The following is a 16,074-nucleotide window of genomic DNA, read 5'->3' as shown; positions in this document are numbered from 1 at the left end:
TGCGGCAGCCAGCAGCACCGGGCAGTGGCGAGCCGCCACCGGGCGCTGTCGCCTTCCGCTCAGCCCTTATCCGTACGGGGTTCAAGGGTTCCGGCAAAGCCTGCGGCGAAGCAACCGGGTGCGGACGCCGTCCCCTAACCCCGGCTTCGTCCTGTTCTGGGCAACAAGAAGAGGGTGCCGGAGCACGAAGCTCCGGCACCCTCTGTCGAACCGTCACCGAACCTGGCCCCGAACCCGGGCCGCTGGCTTACTTCAGGGCTGAGCCCTTCTGCCAGTCGGTCCAGGACTTGGACCAGTCGCCGTACAGGTCCCACACCGGGAGTTGCGGGCCGCCCGAGTTGGTGACCTCTACGACGTCTCCCAGGCCGAAGTTGTTGAAGAACCATTCGGCGTTCGCGGCGTTCAGGTTGATGCAGCCGTGCGAGACGTTCGAGTTTCCCTGCTGTCCGACGCTGTTCGGGTTCTCGTGGACGAACTCGCCGTCGTTCGAGATGCGTTCGGAGAACTTCTCGTTCGAGCGGTACGCCTTCGGGTCCGGCGGGCACACGCCGTACGTGCAGGAGTCCATCGTGTAGTTCGCCTGCTTGTCCGAGATGACGTGCGGGCCGAGATGGGTGGGGGTCGCGTCCTTGCCCATCGAGATCGGCATCGATTTCACCATCGAACCGTTGTGGAAGATCTGCATCTGCTCGCTGTTGCCGTCGGCTTTCGCGATCCACGAATCGTGCACCTTGTACGTTTCGGTGCGATCGTCCGCTCCGTACACGCCATTTCCGAAATCGACGCCGTAAATCTTCGCGGTGACCGTCAGCGTGGTGCCCGGTTTCCAGTATTCCTTCGGCCGGTAGTGGACGTTCTTGTCGTCCATCCAGTACCAGCTGCCGTCCTGCTTCGGCGACGACTCGACCGTCAGCGCCTTCTCCACGGCGGCCTTGTTCTTCACCGCGGTGCCGAAGCTGAAGACGATCGGCTGCCCGACACCGACGCCGGTGCTCTTCACCGCGTTCGGGGCCGGGATGAGGTTCGCGTTCGCCTGCTTCTTCGGCGACAGCGTGGTCACCTGGCCCTGCTGTTCGACGGTTTTCCCGTCCGCCCCTTGGGCATGCGCCTTCACCTGGTAGGTGCCGCCGTAGCCGAGCACCTCGGTGGTCGTCCAGCTGAGCTTGTCCGGAGAGAACTCGCCCGCGACGGGTTTGCCCTTGGCGCTCGTGACCGTGACGTCCGTGAGCTTCCCGTTCGCCGCCTTCACCACGATCGGCGTGCTCGGGCTGATGCCGGACGCGTTAGCCGGTTCGATCGACACCGACGCCGGCGTCGCGGTCTGGTTCGACCCGCCAGGAGAACCGGGCGCGCCGGCGTCGCCGCCGGAGGAACAGGCGGAAAGCAGCAAGGTCGCCGCGAGAATTCCGGCGAGCGGAAAAAATGTCTTCTTCGGGAACATTATGTCTCTTTTGTGAGGGTCCAGGAACGGCAGGTTCAGCTGCAAAACTACGCGATCGGAAAGACGCCTCGACCGGCGGATCGGTGCATTAGGGTGACGCGGATCACCCTCGCGATTCCGCGGCGGATCAGGACCGCAGCAAACCGGGTGCTCCGTAGAGGCCGGGGCCGTCGACGGTCAGCTCCTTCAGATAGTCCCGGGCGGCGTGATAGGCCTCTGACGCCAGATCGTCGGTGCGCGAGAAGTCCAGCGGGCTCACCCGGACCGGCGCCGGGCCGGGCAGGTAGACCACCGGCACCGACCGGGCGGCGACCGGGGCTTCCAGAACCGCCTGGTTGCGCATGCTGATCATCGCGGTGAACATCATCACCTCGGCGAACGTCCGCGGCGCGCCGGGCATTTTGCCGGGAAACGCGCAGTCCAGGACGACCAGCGACTTCGCGCCCATGCGCAAGGCCTGCCGCATCGGGACGTTGGCGACCAGGCCGCCGTCGTAGAGGAGCCGGTCCTCGTGCGGCACCGGCGGGTAGATGCCGGGGATCGCGCAGCTCGCCAGCAGTGGGGCTTGCAGCGGCCCGGAGGTGAGCAGGACCGGCTCGGCGGTGTCGACGTCGGTGGTGACGACGCCCAGCGGCAGCGCCAGGTCCTCGAACCGGCGGCCGGCGCCGAGGTGGTCGTCGATGATCTTGGCGAGGCCGGTGTTCGGGAACAGATGGGTTTTGCTGTGCCGGAGCGTGCGGACCTGGCTGAACACGCCGCCGGGGAAAGCCTCGGCTTTCGTCATGTGCGCCCAGATGTCGCGCAGCCGCGGGAGCCGGTCGTCGCCGGGAAGGGACAGCACCGCGGCGTTCAGCGAGCCGACGGACGTGCCGACCGCCAGATCCGGCGTGATGCCCGCTTCGTCCAGGGCCTGCAGCATGCCCACCTGCAGCGCGCCGAGACTGCCGCCTCCGCCGAGGACGAACGCGACCGGCTTCGGGAGGTCTAAGGCCTGCATACGGTCGAATCTAATCCGCTGACCGGCTTCCGGGCGGGTGACTTCGGGTGAGCTAGGTCAATTGCCGGTGCGGGCGGGCTCTTCCGGCTGCTCGTCCGGGGACGGGGACGCGGACGACCCGCCCAGCGCCTTGCGTTTCTTCAAGCGCAGCAAGAAGAACACCAGCACCCCGACCACCAGCGCGGCCACCACGAGGAACCCGGTGTTCATCGCGCTTTCGACCTGCTTGGCCGCCTCACCCAGCGCGGCGCCGAGACTGATGTGCACGAGCGACCAGCAGAGCGCCCCGGCGGCGGTCGCGGGGAGGAATTTCCGGAACGGCAGGTTCGACGCTCCGGCGGCGGCCGGGGTCAGCGTGCGCAGCACGGGCAGGAACCGCGCGAAGAACACCGCCCACGCGCCGCGGCGTTCGAGCACGCCGGTGGCCTTGTCCCAGGCGTCGAGCCCGTATTTGCGGATGAGCTTCGTCTCGCGCAGCCTCGGCCCGAACTTCCGGCCGAGGGCGTAGCCGATCGAATCGCCCAGCGCCGCGCAGACGGTCACGACCGCCCACAGCGTCAGGAAGCGGGGCACGGACGTCGCCGTGGTCGCCGCGATCAGCAAGCCCGACTCGCCCGGGGCGATGAAGCCGAGGCCGATCGTGCACTCGGCCAGCACGAGCCCGCCTGCCGCCGCGACGAGACCCGGTTGGGGGAGTGCCTGCAACCAGTCCAGGATGTCCGTTACTAAAGCCACACCATCACTTTACTGATTCTTGGGAATCGCGTGCCACGTTAGGGGAACCCGGAGACGACTGAGGGGCCCCGGTGCGTAACCGGGGCCCCTCGGCGGGACGGCTTCAGCGGGACAGCAGGCTGCTGGCTTCTTGAGCAGCGGGTCCTTCGGCGGCGAGGTGGGCGAGGTTCTCCGGGAGTGCCTCGCCGCGGTGGGCCTTGGTCTGGGCGTAGAGCCGTCCGGCGCGGTAGGACGACCGCACCAGCGGCCCCGCCATCACGCCCGGGAACCCGATCGCCTCAGCGGTCTTGGCGTGTTCCACGAACTCTTCCGGTTTGACCCACCGGTCCACCGGGTGATGCCGCGGCGACGGGCGCAGGTACTGGGTGATCGTGATGATCTCGCACCCGGCGTCGTAGAGATCCTGCAAGGCGACGCCGACCTCCTCGGGGGTCTCGCCCATGCCGAGGATCAGGTTCGACTTCGTCACCAAACCGGCCGCGCGAGCCTGCGTGATCACGTCCAGCGACCGCGCGTACCGGAAGCCGGGACGGATGCGCTTGAAGATCCGCGGCACCGTCTCCACGTTGTGCGCCAGCACCTCCGGACGCGACCCGAACACCTCGGCCAGCTGGTCGGGCTCGGCGTTGAAGTCCGGGATCAGCAGCTCCACACCCGTGCCCGGGTTGAGCGCGTGGATCTGCCGCACCGTCTCCGCATACAGCCACGCACCGCCATCGGCCAAGTCGTCGCGGGCGACACCGGTGATCGTCGAATACCGCAAACCCATCGCCTGCACGCTCTCGGCGACCTTCCGCGGCTCGGTGCGGTCCAGCGCAGCGGGCTTCCCGGTGTCGATCTGACAGAAATCACACCGCCGCGTGCACTGGTCCCCGCCGATCAGGAACGTCGCCTCCCGGTCCTCCCAACACTCGTAAATGTTGGGACACCCCGCCTCCTCGCAGACGGTGTGCAGGCCTTCGCGGCGCACCAGACCCTTGAGTTCGGTGAACTCCGGACCCATCCGCACCCGCGTCTTGATCCACGACGGCTTCTTCTCGATCGGCGTCTCGCTGTTGCGCACCTCAAGCCGCAACAACTTCCGCCCCTCCGGTGCAGCACTCACGGCCTCCACCCTACGCCGGGATTTTCCGGTGAACCGGACCCGATCCACCCCCTGGACGGCGCGGAATTCCCCGGAATCTCCCAGAAGCTCAGCGGGTTCCCCCGGACCGGCCCGGCACGCTCGCCGGCAAGACAGCGATCGAAGTACGCGGGCTCACGAAACGGTACGGGGCCGGCACCGTGGTGGACGATCTGTCGTTCAGCGTCGAGCCCGGGCAGGTCACCGGGTTCCTCGGGCCGAACGGGGCGGGCAAGTCCACGACGCTGAAGATGATCACCGGCCTCGCCGCCCCGACTCGCGGGTCGGTGACGATCGGCGGCCTGCGCTACCGGGACCTGCCGGCGCCGCTCACGGAGGTCGGCGCGCTGCTCGACGCGGGTGCGGTGCACGGGGCCCGCCGGGCGCGCGACCACCTTCTCGCGCTCGCGGCGAGCAACCGGCTGCCCCGGCGGCGGGTCGACGAGGTGCTCGCGCGCACCGGCATGGAGAGTGCGGCCGGGCGGAAGGCGGGCGGGTTTTCGCTCGGGATGCGGCAGCGGCTCGGCGTCGCGGCCGCGCTGCTCGGCGATCCCCGGGTGCTGATTTTCGACGAACCGGTGAACGGACTCGACCCCGAGGGCATCCGCTGGATCCGGGACTTCATGCGCTCGCTCGCCCGCGACGGACGCGCGGTGCTGGTGTCCAGCCATCTGATGGGCGAGATGGCGCAGACCGCCGACCGGCTGATCGTCATCGGCCGGGGCAAGCTGCTCGCCGACACCGCGACCGCCGACCTGGCCGGTCAGCCGGGCCCGGTGCTCGTCCGCGCCGCGCTCGACCCGTCACGGCTGGTCGAGCTGACCGGCCCCGGCGGCGAGGGCGGGCCTGGTCCGGCTCCGGTGAACGCTGATGAGGCGCGGTTGCGGCAGGTAGTCACCAACCTCGTCGGCAACGCCGTCGCGCACAACTCCACCGGGCACCGCGGTTCGCGTCGGGGTCGGGACCGTGGCCGGCCGGGCGGTGCTGGAGGTGGCCGACGAAGCCCCGGGAATCCCCGCGGCGCAAGCGAAACGGGTCTTCGACCGGTTCTATCGCGCGGACCGTTCGCGCGCCCGGACACCTGGGGCGAACGCGGGTCTGGGGCTCGCTATCGCCCGGTCGCTGACGCGCGCGCACGGAGGCGAACTCGAATTGCGCACCGGGTGGGGGAGGGCGCGTGTTTCCGGATCGCGTTGCCGCTGCTGGAGTTCAGCGCGGATCGGGAGTGACGCCGGTCAGCTCGGCGGTCAGCTCCCACAACCTGGTCCCGGCTTCCGGATCCCGGGCCGGGGCGAGGGTGCGCACCTTCGCCGGACGGCCGCGGACGGCGAAAACCGGTCCGAGGTAGTCGCCGCCTTCGACGTCCGGGGCGGTCGCGGCGTACAGCTGCGGCAGCGCGCCGTGCTCGACGCGCTGGGCCAGCAGCATTCCGCCGAGCTTGCCGATTTCCCGGAGTGCGGTGCGGAGCACGGGATTCCGGTACGAGCTGGCCATGTTCGTGGTCAGCCCGGTCGCGGTGTAGCCGGGATGCGCCAGCACGCTGCGCACGGTGGAACCCGCCGCGCGCAGGCGCCGGTCCAGTTCGATGCCGAAGGTTTGGTTCGACAGTTTCGCCTGGCCGTACGCGGCTGCCGCGCGGTACGGACGGCGTTCGGCGTTCGGGTCGTCCAGGTGCAGGTGCGCGCCGATGGCGGCGACGCTGGACAGCGTGACGACGCGTCCGGCCGGTGCGCCGCGGAGGGCGGGCATCAGCAGCCACGTCAGCGCGGCGTGCCCGAGGTGGTTCGTGCCGAATTGCAGCTCGAAACCGTCCGCGGTGCGGCCCTGCGCGGTGGCCATCACCCCGGCGTTGTTCATCAGCACGTCCAGCGCGTCGCCGGCGAGTTCGCGCACCTTGGCGGCGGCTTCGCGGACGGACGCCAGATCGGCGAGGTCCAGCCGAACGAGTTCGGGTTTGGCTCCGGAAGCCACGGCGCGGACCCGGTCGAGCGCGGTTTCGCCGCGCTCCGGCGAACGGCAGCCGAGCAGCACGCGCGCGCCGTGCGCGGCGAGGACTTCCGCCGAACGCAGGCCGAGGCCGGAATTCGCACCGGTGATCAGGACGGTCCGGCCGCTCTGGTCGGGGATCCGGGCCTCGGTCCAGCGTTCGCTCATCGGGCTAGCTAACTACACGTCACGCGCTCGGCGCGAGCAGGCGCAGCAGATGCCCGACCGGGCCGCGCCTGCGGACCGGGCCGGCGTCGCCGGCGCGCAGGAGCGCCTCGAGCGTCCGCCCGACCTTGACGATCTCGTCGGAGGGCTCGTCCGGTTCGGCGAGGCCCGCGGTGAGCGCCAGCATGTGCAGTTCGGTGCGGTGCAGCGGTTCCAGCGCCGGGCAGCGCTCGAGCGCGCCGTCCAGCACCGCCCGCAGGTCTTCGTGGTCGTGCTGCGCCTGCCGCCACGCCCGGGTGACGGCGTCGACCTGGTCCCCGGGCAGCTCCGCCTCGTCGGGGTCGGCGAACTCGGCGCGCAGGTAGCCGCTGAGCAGCTGCGTCCACTTGTACTGCAGCGCCAGCAGGAGGTTCTCTTCGGTGCCGAACTCTTCGGCGGCACCGGGGATCTCGGCCAGCGACAGCGGCGCTCGGGGCGCCCGCCTCGCCTGGCGGACAGCGGCATCGAGGATCTCTCGCCGCCGGTAGAAGTCGGTCCAGCTCATGGTGTGGCTCCCCTTCCGTGACCCGGGCCATACTGCCGGTCTGCGGCATACTCCCGGTACGGACCTGACGCGGCCAACATACCACGGGTATGGTCCGGCGACCCCCGGCGTAAGGTTGTGAGCGTGCCGACAATGAGGTCCCGACGACTCGACTACTCCGAGTCGACCCGCTCCGCCCTGGTCGACAGCGCGGTCGAACTGTTCACGAAACGCGGATACGCGGGCACCTCGCTCGACGAGGTGGCCAAACGCGCCCGCGTCACGAAAGGCGCGCTGTACCACCATTTCAGCGGCAAGCAGGCGCTCTTCGAGGCCGCGTTCGAACAGGTGGAAAGCCTGGTCTACGACCGGCTGCAGAAGATCATGACCGGCGACGGCGAGCCGTGGGAACGCGCGATGGGCGGGCTGCAGGCGTTCATCCGCAGCTGCCTCGACCCGTCGTACCAGCGGATCGCCATCCACGAGGGCCCGGTCGTGATGGGCTGGGAACGCTGGCGCGAGGCGGAGGAGCAGTCCAGCTTCGGGCTCGTGCGGTCCGGGCTGCAGCTGCTGGTGGACGCGGGCGAGGTGGAGCCGGTGCCGGTCGACCTCACCGCGCGGCTGCTGTTCGGCGCGCTGTCGAGCGCGGCTACCGAGATCGCCGGCGCGGCTGATCCGAAGAAGGTCGGGGCCGAGATCGAGGACGTCATCACGCGGATGCTGACCCGGCTGCGCCGTCCCGCGGAGCGGCCCGCCGCGGGGTGACGGATCCGCCGTTAGGCTGGCGGACATGGACTTGAGGATCTTCACCGAACCCCAGCAGGGCGCGAGCTACGACGACCTGCTGCGGGTCGCGCGGACCACCGAAGCCGCGGGATACGACGCGTTCTTCCGCAGCGACCACTACCTCAAGATGGGCAGCGCGGACGGCCTTCCCGGGCCGACCGACGCGTGGATCACCCTCGCCGGCCTCGCCCGCGAGACCGAGCGGGTCCGGCTCGGCACGCTCGTCACCGCGGCCACCTTCCGCCACCCCGGCCCGCTCGCGATCTCGGTCGCGCAGGTGGACCAGATGTCCGGCGGGCGCGTGGAATTCGGCCTCGGCACCGGCTGGTACGACGACGAGCACACCGCCTACGGCCTCACCCTGCCGCCGCTCAAGGAGCGGTTCGACCGCTACGCCGAGCAGCTCGCGGTGATCACCGGCCTGTGGAAGACCCCGGCGGGGGAGAAGTTCTCCTACTCCGGCGAGTACTACACGCTCGCCGATTCGCCCGCGCTGCCGAAGCCCGCGCAGTCGCCCGCGCCGCCGGTGATCATCGGCGGGGGCGGCAAGAAGCGCACCCCGGCGCTGGCCGCGCAGTACGCCGACGAGTTCAACCTTCCGTTCGTGGACTCCGACACCGCGCTCGCGCAGTTCGAGCGCGTCGACGCGGCGGCGGAGGCGATCGGCCGCAACCCCAAGGAAATCCTGCGTTCGGTCGCGCTCGTGCTCGCGGCGGGCCGCGACGAGGCCGAGGTCGCCCGCCGGGCCGGGGCGATCGGGCGCGAGGTGGACGAACTGCGGGCCAACGGACTGGCCGGGACCGCGGCGGAGATCGTGGACCGGATCGGGCAGTGGCGGGAGAAGACCGGGATCACCCGGCTGTACCTGCAGGTGCTCGACCTTTCCGACCTCGACCACATCGAGTTCGTGGCCTCCGAGGTCGCGCCGCAGCTGGACTGAAAGCGGTGAGGGGAACCCTGGGGGAAGCAGAGTCCCTCAGGGTTTCCCTCACGGACGGTCAGGTCAGTTCTGCAGGGCGAAGGTGACGCCGGGGGCCTTCGGGGCCTCCGGACGCGGCAGCCAGCGGTCGTCGCTCACCGGCAGTTCGCCTTCGAGCGCGGCCAGCACCAGCTCCTTCGCCACCGGCAGCACCTCGGCGACCGAGACGTCGCGCTGCAGTTCCCAGGACAGCGACGTGGTGCCCGCGTCGCGGATCCCGCACGGCACGATGTTGTCGAAGGCGGCCAGGTCGGCGTTGCAGTTCAGCTCGAACCCGTGCATCGTCACGCCGCGCTGGACGCGGATGCCGATCGCGGCGATCTTGCGCTCGATCCCGCGCTCGTCGGCCGGGATCCACACGCCGCTGCGGCCCTCGACGCGGCCGGAGCGCACGCCGAACCGGTCGCACACCGCGATCAAGGCCTCCTCGAGGCGGCGCACGTAGTGCATGACGTCGATCGGGTCGGCGAGCTTCAGGATCGGGTAGCCGACCAGCTGGCCGGGGCCGTGCCAGGTGATCTTGCCGCCGCGGTCGACGTCGATCACCGGGGTGCCGTCGGCGGGCCGGTCCTCGGGTTCGGTGCGCTTGCCCGCGGTGTAGACCGACGGGTGCTCCAGCAGCAGCATGGTGTCCGGCCCGGTTTCGTCCGCGCGCGCGGCGAGGATCTCCCGCTGCAGGTCCCAGGCCTCGGTGTAGTCGATCGTCCCGATCTCGCGCACGACGAGGGGCTCGGTGGCGATCCGGCAGCTTGCGCTCGAAGAACTCACCGTTCGAGGCTACGCCTTTCGCCCGGCGGAACGGGAATCAGCCGGAGTGCGGTCGCTGACACCAGCCCCACGCCGAGCACCGCGAGCACGGCCCCGACCGTGTCGGTGACCCAGTGCACGCCGAGCACGATCCGGCAGGCCGCGGCCAGCACGGTCGCGGCGGCGGAAATCCCGATCGCCCACCGCACGAACCGCGGCCGGAGCCAGGCGCAGAGCAGGACCACGACCAGGCTGGTCGTCGCCACGGAAACGACGTGGCCGCTGGGGTAGCTCAGATCCGGGTACACGCGCGGACGCTGGCGCTGGAACACCGGTTTGAACGCCAGGCTGGTGAACCGGCACAGCAGGAGAACCACGGCGAGCCGCACGCACAGCGATAACCGCGACCGGTCCCGCAGCACGATGGCCAGCAGCACCGCGCCGAGCACATACGGCAGCACCGGACCGAGGACGTTCGTCACCACGCCCGCGATCTGGCCGGCCAGGCGAGTGTCCTGTCCCCGCAGGGCCGTGGCGACCTCGGCGTCGAGCTGCAGCGGCTGCCGGTCCACGAGCAAGCCGAGCCCGAGGAACGCGGCGAACAGCACCACGCCGACGACGATCCACCGGACGCGCGGCATCGTCACATCGCCGCGGCGAGCGCGCTGTCGACGGTGCGGTGCCGGAATTCGTACCCGCTCGCCTCCAGCTTCCGCGGCACCGCGCGCTGCCCGAACAACGCCATTTCCTCGGCGGCCTGGCCGAGAGCGAGCTTCATCGCGATTTCCGGCACCCACCACGGCGCCGGCCGGTGCACGGCGCGGCCGAGGGCGCGGGTGAACTCGGCGTTGGTGACCGGGATCGGGCCGGTGAGATTGACCGGTCCGGACAGCGAATCGTGCTCCAGAATGTGCAGGAGGGCACCGATTTCGTCGTCCAGCGCGATCCACGGCAGGTACTGGCTGCCGTCGCCGAGCCGTCCGCCGAGCGCGAGGCGGAAAAGCGGGCGCAGTACGTCGAGCAGGCCGCCGTGGCGGGCCAGGACGAGACCGGTGCGCACCGAGACCACGCGGGCGTTGGCCGCCGCGGCCGTCGCGTTCTCCCATTCGACGCACATCTCGGCGAGAAAACCGTTGCCGGCCTTGGTGTTCTCATCGACCACAGTGGACCCGGTGTTGCCGTAGTAGCCCACCGCGGAGGCATTCACCAGCACGCCGATGCCATGCTCGGCGACCGCTTCGGCGAGCACTTCGGTCGGCTCCACGCGGCTGTCGAGCAGCTGCTGTTTGCGCATTCCGCTCCACCGCCCGGGCAGCAGCGGTGCTCCGCACAGGTTCACCACCGCGTCGACGCCGTCGAACGCGCCGTCGTCGATCCGCCCCGACGGCGGGTCCCAGCCGCTCTCGTCTTCCGCCCGCGCGGTGCGCCGCACCAGCCGGCGCACGTCGTGCCCGGATTCGCGCAGCCGTCCGGTCAATGCGGTGCCGAGGAGACCGCCGGAGCCCGCGATGAGTACCCGCATGCCTCTGATCGTGTCCTATCGGCCGGGCTCGCGCACACCCGGGCGGAGCTGACCGGCGACGTCGGCGGCGGCGGTCAGCAGCACCAGCGCGGGAATCGCGGCGGTCGGCTTGAGCCGGTAACTGCCGCGCCGGTCCTGCTCGACCAGTCCGGCCGCGGTGAGCGCCTTGAGGTGGTGATAGAGCCGTCCCGGAGAGCTGAGTTCGGCGGCTTCCCGCAGCGCCGCCCCGGTCTGCGCGCCGTCGCGGGCGAGCAGCCGGACGAGCGCGATCCGGTCGGTGTTCGCCAGCGCGGCCAGCACCTCGGCGCGCGGCGCGTCCGGCAGCGACAGCGCCGCCGGGACGGCGAGCCGGATTTCCCACCGCAGCTCGGGATCGGTCAATTCCCCCTGATAGCCGACGATCCCCTGCGGACTGTCCAGGACGGGTTCGGCGGGCCGTCCCTCCAGCGCGGCCATCCGGCGTTCGAGCGCCGCGACGCGCTCGGCGAGGTCCTCGGTCATGCGGGTCAGTGTCCCAGCGCGCGCTCCAGTGCGGCGAAGGTGTCCGGGAGGTACAGCGCGTCGACGCACAGCCGCATCAGCCCTGGCAACTCCCGCAGATCGGCGGCCGTCGCGTTCTGGAGCAGGATCGTGCCGGTGCTCGGAGCGCGGTCGGGCCACAGCACATCGAACGCCAGCACCAGGACGGTGGACAAGGTGCCGCCTTTGAACAGCAAAGCATCCGCACCCGGCGGCTTCCGCTCCGGGAACTGGGTGAGGATCTGCTGCGCGAGGACAGCGGCCCGGTCTTCGCTCCCGGCGATTTCGCGGTGCAGCCCGAACAACTGCGCGGCAGTGCCCTGGCCGGTTCCCGCCTCCCAGCTCCTGGTGTGCTCGGGCGTCGGCGGATGGGCGAAGACCCGCGGAATCACGGTGGCGCGGAACGCCGCGTCGCGGACGAACCGGTTCGTCAACGCGTCGCCAAGGGCGCGGCGGACCGCGCTCGGGGTGCCGGGCGGCGGACAGTACTCGGGGAACACCCACATCAGCGTTTCCCCGCAGAACATCCGGATGTCGGGGCGATGCCAGCCACCGCGCGCGGCGGCGCGGCGCAGCGCCGCGTCACCGAGCCGGGCGTGCAGGTAGTCCGCGGCGGCGTTGTCGCTGACCAGAATCATCAGTTCGGCGATCTGGTGCAGCGGCACTCGCTGCTCCGGGTCCTTCGCGATGCCGAACTCGTCGCACGGGATTCCCAGCAGCGTGAGGGCTTCGTGGTGCGTGCCCTGGCCGAGGACGCCGTCGCCGAAGAACGGATGCCGGGCATCCCAATCGCCGACGCGCACCGGCTCGTCCGGATCAAGCCGTCCTTCGGCGACCGCCGTCGTGTAGGCGAGCAGATGCACCGCCTTGACCGCGGAGGCGAGCGGGCGTTGCCGGTCTGGCAGGTGCTCGAAGCGCCTGCGGTCGGAGAAGACCGCGGACACGTCGTCGCGATGCGCCGCCAGCCGGGCGAGCCAGCCGTCGGGAGTGGATGGGTCCGGGGGAGCGGCCAGCGCGAGCGAGGGCAAGACGAACGTGGCGGCCCCCGCTGCTGCGACCGACGTGAGCAAGCTTCGCCGAGTGAGCATGAGACCAGGTTACTCCGGAATTCCGAAGTTCCGGAATGCCTGAATATTCGAAAACGGCGAAGGCCCCCGCACCCGTGGCGGGTGCGGGGGCCTTCGGCCGAGCGGGCTGCCGGGTCAGAGACCCAGCTCGTCCTCGAAGTTGCCCTCTTCCAGCCGCTGCTTGATCGTGGTCAGGAAGCGGCCGGCGTCCGCGCCGTCGACCAGGCGGTGGTCGTAGGTCAGCGGCAGGTACGCCATCGAGCGGACCGCGATGGTGTCGTTGCCCTCGGCGTCGCTCACCACGACCGGGCGCTTCACCACGGCGCCGGTGCCGAGCATGCCGGACTGCGGCTGCACGATGATCGGCGTGTCGAACAGGGCCCCGTTGGAGCCGATGTTCGTGATGGTGAAGGTGCCGCCGGTCAGCTCGTCCGGCTTGACCTGGTTGGCCCGGGCCCGCGCCGCCAGGTCGGCGATGCGGTGCGCGAGACCGGCCAGGCTCAGCTCGCCCGCGTCGTGGATCACGACCGAGAGCAGGCCGCGCTCGGTGTCCACCGCGATGCCCAGGTGCACGGCGCCGTGGTAGGTGATCTCCTTCGTGTCCTCGTTGTAGGACGCGTTGACGTTCGGGTGCTGCTTGAGCGCCTCGACCGTCGCCTTGGCGAAGAACGGCAGGAACGTGAGGTTGACGCCCTCGCGCTCCTTGAACGCCGCCTTCGCGCGCTGGCGCAGCTTGGCGATCTTGGTGACGTCCACCTCGTGCACCTGCGTGAGCTGCGCGGAAACCTGCAGCGACTCGCGGGTCTTGGTGGCGGTGATCTGCCGGATCCGGCTCGCCTTCTGCACGGTGCCGCGCAGGGCGGCGACCTCCGGCGAAACCGCGGCGGCGCGCGGCGCGGCCGGAGCGGCGGCGGCCGGGGCAGCAGCCGGGGCGGAAGCGGCCGGGGCCGGAGCCGCCTTCTGCTTGGCCTCGGCCGCGGCGAGCACGTCCTGCTTGCGGATGCGGCCGCCGACTCCGCTGCCGGTCAGCGACGCGAGGTCGATGCCGTGCTCGGAGGCGAGCTTGCGCACCAGCGGCGTGACGTACGGGCCGTCCGCGGAGCCGTTGTCCGCCGGGGCCTGCGCGGCCGGAGCGGGCTTGCTCTCCTGCGCCGGAGCCGGAGCCGGCTTGCTTTCCTGAGCCGGAGCCGGAGCGGGCTTGCTCTCCTGGACCGGGGCCGGGGCGGGCTCGGGCTTGCTTTCCGGAGCGGGCTTGCTTTCCTGGGCCGGGGCGGCGGCCGGGGCGGCGCCCGCGTCGCCGATGACCGCGAGCACTCCGCCGACCTCGACGGTCTCGTCCTCGCCCGCGCGGATCTCCAGCACGGTGCCGGCGACCGGCGACGGGACCTCGGTGTCGACCTTGTCGGTGGAGATCTCGAGCAGCGGCTCGTCGACCTCGACGGTCTCGCCGACCTGCTTCAGCCAGCGGGTGACGGTGCCCTCGGTGACGCTCTCGCCCAGCTCGGGCAGCTTCACCTCGGTGCCCGAACCGCCCGCGGCCGGAGCGGTGTCCGGCTGCGACGGGGCGGACTCGGCGGGGGCGGCGGATTCGGCCTGGGCAGGGGCTTCCTGCTGCTGGGCGGGCTCGGGCTCCGGCTCGGCCTGCTGGGCCGGAGCGGAGGACTCGGGCACGCCGCCGGTGCCGTCGTCGATCACCGCCAGCTCGCCGCCGACCTCGACGGTGTCGTCTTCCTTGGCGCTGATCTTCACGACCGTGCCTGCCACCGGCGACGGTACTTCGGTGTCGACCTTGTCGGTCGAGATCTCGAGCAACGGCTCGTCGACCTCGACGGTGTCGCCCTCCTGCTTCAACCACCGGGTGACGGTTCCCTCGGTGACGCTCTCGCCGAGCTCCGGCAGCGTGACGGAGTAGGCCATTGTTCGCTGGCTCCCTTGATCGCTAAGACGTGGTCTGGATTGTGCTGGTTGCGCGTCAGCTGTGCACGTGCAGCGGCTTGCCCGCGAGGGCGAGGAACGCTTCGCCGAGTGCCTCGGTCTGCGTGGGGTGCGCGTGGATCAGCGGGGCGACGTCCTCCGGGAACGCCTCCCAGCTGTAGATCAGCTGCGCTTCGCCGATCAGCTCGCCGACCCGGTCGCCCACCATGTGCACGCCGACGACGGGGCCGTCCGGCGCCTTCACCAGCTTCACGCCGCCGGAGGTCTTGAGGATCTGGCTCTTGCCGTTGCCGCCGAGGTCGTAGGTGAACGTGGTGACGTCCGAACCGTACTTCTCCTTGGCCTGGGACTCGGTGAGCCCGACCGAGGCGACCTCGGGGTGCGAGTAGGTGACGCGCGGGATGCCGCGCTCGTCGATGGCGCGCGGGTTGAGCCCGGCGATCTCCTCGGCCACGAAGACGCCCTGCTGGAAGCCGCGGTGCGCGAGCTGCAGGCCCGGCACGATGTCGCCGACCGCGTAGACGCCTCCCAGGTTGGTGCGGAGCCGGTTGTCGGTGAGCACGAAGCCGCGCTCCATAGCGACGCCCGCCTCCTCGTAGCCGTGCCCGGCCGAGTTCGGGCCGCGGCCGACGGCGACCAGCAGCAGGTCGGCCTCCAGCGTCTCGCCGGACTCCAGCGACACGCTGACGCCGTTGTCGTCCTGCTTCGCGCCGGTGAACTTCACGCCGGTCTTGAAGGCGATCTTGCGCCGGCGGAACGCGCGCTCGAGCTGCTTGGAGGCGTACTCGTCCTCGTTCGGGACCAGCCGCGGGAGCGCCTCGACCACGGTGACGTCGACCCCGAAGGAAGCCCACACGCTGGCGAACTCCACGCCGATCACGCCGCCGCCGAGCACGACGACCTTCTTCGGCACGTAGTCCAGCGTCAGCGCCTGCTCGCTCGCGATGATGCGGCCGCCGAGCTCGAGGCCGGGCAGGGTGCGCGAGTACGAACCGGTGGCCAGGATGACGTTCTTGCCGGTGTAGCGGGTGCCGTCGACCTCGACGGTCGTGCCGCCGACGAACCGGCCGGTGCCCTCGACGAGGTTGACCTTGTGCGCCTTGGCCAGGCCCTGGAGGCCCTTGTACAGCCGGGAGACGATCCCGTCCTTGTACTTGTTCACCCCCGCGATGTCGATGCCCTCGAACACGGCCTTGACGCCGAAGGTCTCGGCGTCGCGGGCCTCGTCGGCGACCTCGGCGGCGTGCAGCAGGGCCTTGGTCGGGATGCAGCCCCGGTGGAGGCAGGTCCCGCCCAGCTTGTCCTTCTCGATCAGCGTGACGGAAAGGCCCAGCTCGGCCGCGCGGAAAGCCGCGGCGTAGCCGCCCGATCCGCCTCCCAGGATCACGAGGTCGGCGGAGGTGTCGCTCACTTCAATAACTCCTCGGCAGCGATAGGGGTGGAGCTTCGGTCGCCGCGGCACCCGGTATAACCGCGCGCGCGACAACCGCCATCTTGTCACTACGCCGATCGGCGTTGCGACCTAGCCGGGCCAAGGCGACGCTGCGAC

15 protein-coding genes and 2 pseudogenes are annotated in these 16,074 nt (G+C 70.6%); 4 read left to right on the top strand and 13 right to left on the bottom strand.

The features are described from left to right. Positions 1-247: 247 nt before the first annotated feature. The 4 genes from F9C11_RS38730 to lipA all read right to left on the bottom strand — a co-directional run bounded on the left by F9C11_RS38730 (position 248) and on the right by lipA (position 4,278). The gene (locus F9C11_RS38730) at positions 248-1,441 is read right to left on the bottom strand and encodes an Ig-like domain-containing protein (RefSeq protein WP_409182299.1); all 1,194 of its coding nucleotides are present in this window, start codon (positions 1,439-1,441) and stop codon (positions 248-250) included. A gap of 127 nt (positions 1,442-1,568) precedes the next feature. Continuing rightward, positions 1,569-2,438, bottom strand: coding sequence for a patatin-like phospholipase family protein (locus tag F9C11_RS38725; protein WP_409182298.1), 870 nt, complete (start codon positions 2,436-2,438; stop codon positions 1,569-1,571). Between the two features lie 57 nt (positions 2,439-2,495). Then, a complete protein-coding gene (locus F9C11_RS38720; RefSeq protein ID WP_409182297.1) occupies positions 2,496-3,173 on the bottom strand; it encodes a DedA family protein in 678 nt (225 codons plus the stop codon). A 103-nt stretch (positions 3,174-3,276) separates the two neighbouring features. Then, positions 3,277-4,278 (bottom strand): lipoyl synthase, encoded by a 1,002-nt coding sequence (gene lipA, locus F9C11_RS38715; protein ID WP_409182296.1) that lies wholly within the window; start codon positions 4,276-4,278, stop codon positions 3,277-3,279. A gap of 137 nt (positions 4,279-4,415) precedes the next feature. On the opposite strand from lipA, the pseudogene F9C11_RS38710 reads away from it, so the two are divergent. After that, positions 4,416-5,090, top strand: a pseudogene (locus F9C11_RS38710) (ABC transporter ATP-binding protein); the annotation flags it as partial. Between the two features lie 172 nt (positions 5,091-5,262). Next, positions 5,263-5,406 (top strand): annotated as a pseudogene (locus F9C11_RS38705) (ATP-binding protein); the annotation flags it as partial. Positions 5,407-5,505: 99 nt separating this feature from the next. Here F9C11_RS38705 and F9C11_RS38700 read toward each other — a convergent pair. Both F9C11_RS38700 and F9C11_RS38695 read right to left on the bottom strand, forming a co-directional pair. Next, positions 5,506-6,450 (bottom strand): oxidoreductase, encoded by a 945-nt coding sequence (locus tag F9C11_RS38700; RefSeq protein ID WP_409182295.1) that lies wholly within the window; start codon positions 6,448-6,450, stop codon positions 5,506-5,508. A gap of 19 nt (positions 6,451-6,469) precedes the next feature. After that, positions 6,470-6,991, bottom strand: a complete 522-nt coding sequence (locus tag F9C11_RS38695; RefSeq protein ID WP_409182294.1) for a hypothetical protein — start codon at positions 6,989-6,991, stop codon at positions 6,470-6,472. Between the two features lie 132 nt (positions 6,992-7,123). Here F9C11_RS38695 and F9C11_RS38690 point away from each other — a divergent pair, with 132 nt between their 5' ends. Further along, positions 7,124-7,735, top strand: coding sequence for a TetR/AcrR family transcriptional regulator (locus F9C11_RS38690; RefSeq protein WP_409182293.1), 612 nt, complete (start codon positions 7,124-7,126; stop codon positions 7,733-7,735). A gap of 25 nt (positions 7,736-7,760) precedes the next feature. Then, the gene (locus F9C11_RS38685) at positions 7,761-8,696 is read left to right on the top strand and encodes an LLM class F420-dependent oxidoreductase (RefSeq protein ID WP_409182292.1); all 936 of its coding nucleotides are present in this window, start codon (positions 7,761-7,763) and stop codon (positions 8,694-8,696) included. A gap of 63 nt (positions 8,697-8,759) precedes the next feature. On the opposite strand, the gene lipB is transcribed toward F9C11_RS38685, so the two are convergent. The 7 genes from lipB to lpdA form a co-directional block, all read right to left on the bottom strand. Continuing rightward, positions 8,760-9,503, bottom strand: coding sequence for a lipoyl(octanoyl) transferase LipB (lipB, locus tag F9C11_RS38680; RefSeq protein ID WP_409182291.1), 744 nt, complete (start codon positions 9,501-9,503; stop codon positions 8,760-8,762). Then, positions 9,500-10,123, bottom strand: a complete 624-nt coding sequence (locus tag F9C11_RS38675) for a phosphatase PAP2 family protein (RefSeq protein WP_409182290.1) — start codon at positions 10,121-10,123, stop codon at positions 9,500-9,502. Before F9C11_RS38675 ends, lipB begins: the two co-directional genes overlap by 4 nt. Before the next feature lie 2 nt (positions 10,124-10,125). After that, positions 10,126-11,004: a TIGR01777 family oxidoreductase gene (locus tag F9C11_RS38670; RefSeq protein WP_409182289.1), complete on the bottom strand. Its 879-nt coding sequence runs from the start codon at positions 11,002-11,004 to the stop codon at positions 10,126-10,128. Between the two features lie 15 nt (positions 11,005-11,019). Further along, positions 11,020-11,505 (bottom strand): ArsR/SmtB family transcription factor, encoded by a 486-nt coding sequence (locus F9C11_RS38665; protein WP_409182288.1) that lies wholly within the window; start codon positions 11,503-11,505, stop codon positions 11,020-11,022. A gap of 5 nt (positions 11,506-11,510) precedes the next feature. Then, complete coding sequence (locus F9C11_RS38660) at positions 11,511-12,611, bottom strand: serine hydrolase (protein WP_409182287.1); 1,101 nt, start codon at positions 12,609-12,611, stop codon at positions 11,511-11,513. Positions 12,612-12,725: 114 nt separating this feature from the next. Continuing rightward, the gene (gene sucB, locus F9C11_RS38655; protein WP_409182286.1) at positions 12,726-14,507 is read right to left on the bottom strand and encodes a 2-oxoglutarate dehydrogenase, E2 component, dihydrolipoamide succinyltransferase; all 1,782 of its coding nucleotides are present in this window, start codon (positions 14,505-14,507) and stop codon (positions 12,726-12,728) included. Positions 14,508-14,562: 55 nt separating this feature from the next. Next, positions 14,563-15,936 carry a dihydrolipoyl dehydrogenase gene (gene lpdA, locus F9C11_RS38650; protein WP_409182285.1) on the bottom strand — a complete coding sequence of 458 codons (1,374 nt, stop codon included), beginning with the start codon at positions 15,934-15,936 and terminating at the stop codon, positions 14,563-14,565. Positions 15,937-16,074: the final 138 nt, after the last annotated feature.

Origin of the sequence: Amycolatopsis sp. VS8301801F10 (genome assembly GCF_046195355.1) — a bacterium.
Taxonomy (GTDB): Bacteria; Actinomycetota; Actinomycetes; order Mycobacteriales; family Pseudonocardiaceae; genus Amycolatopsis.
This window is presented reverse-complemented; position numbering and strand designations above follow the sequence as displayed.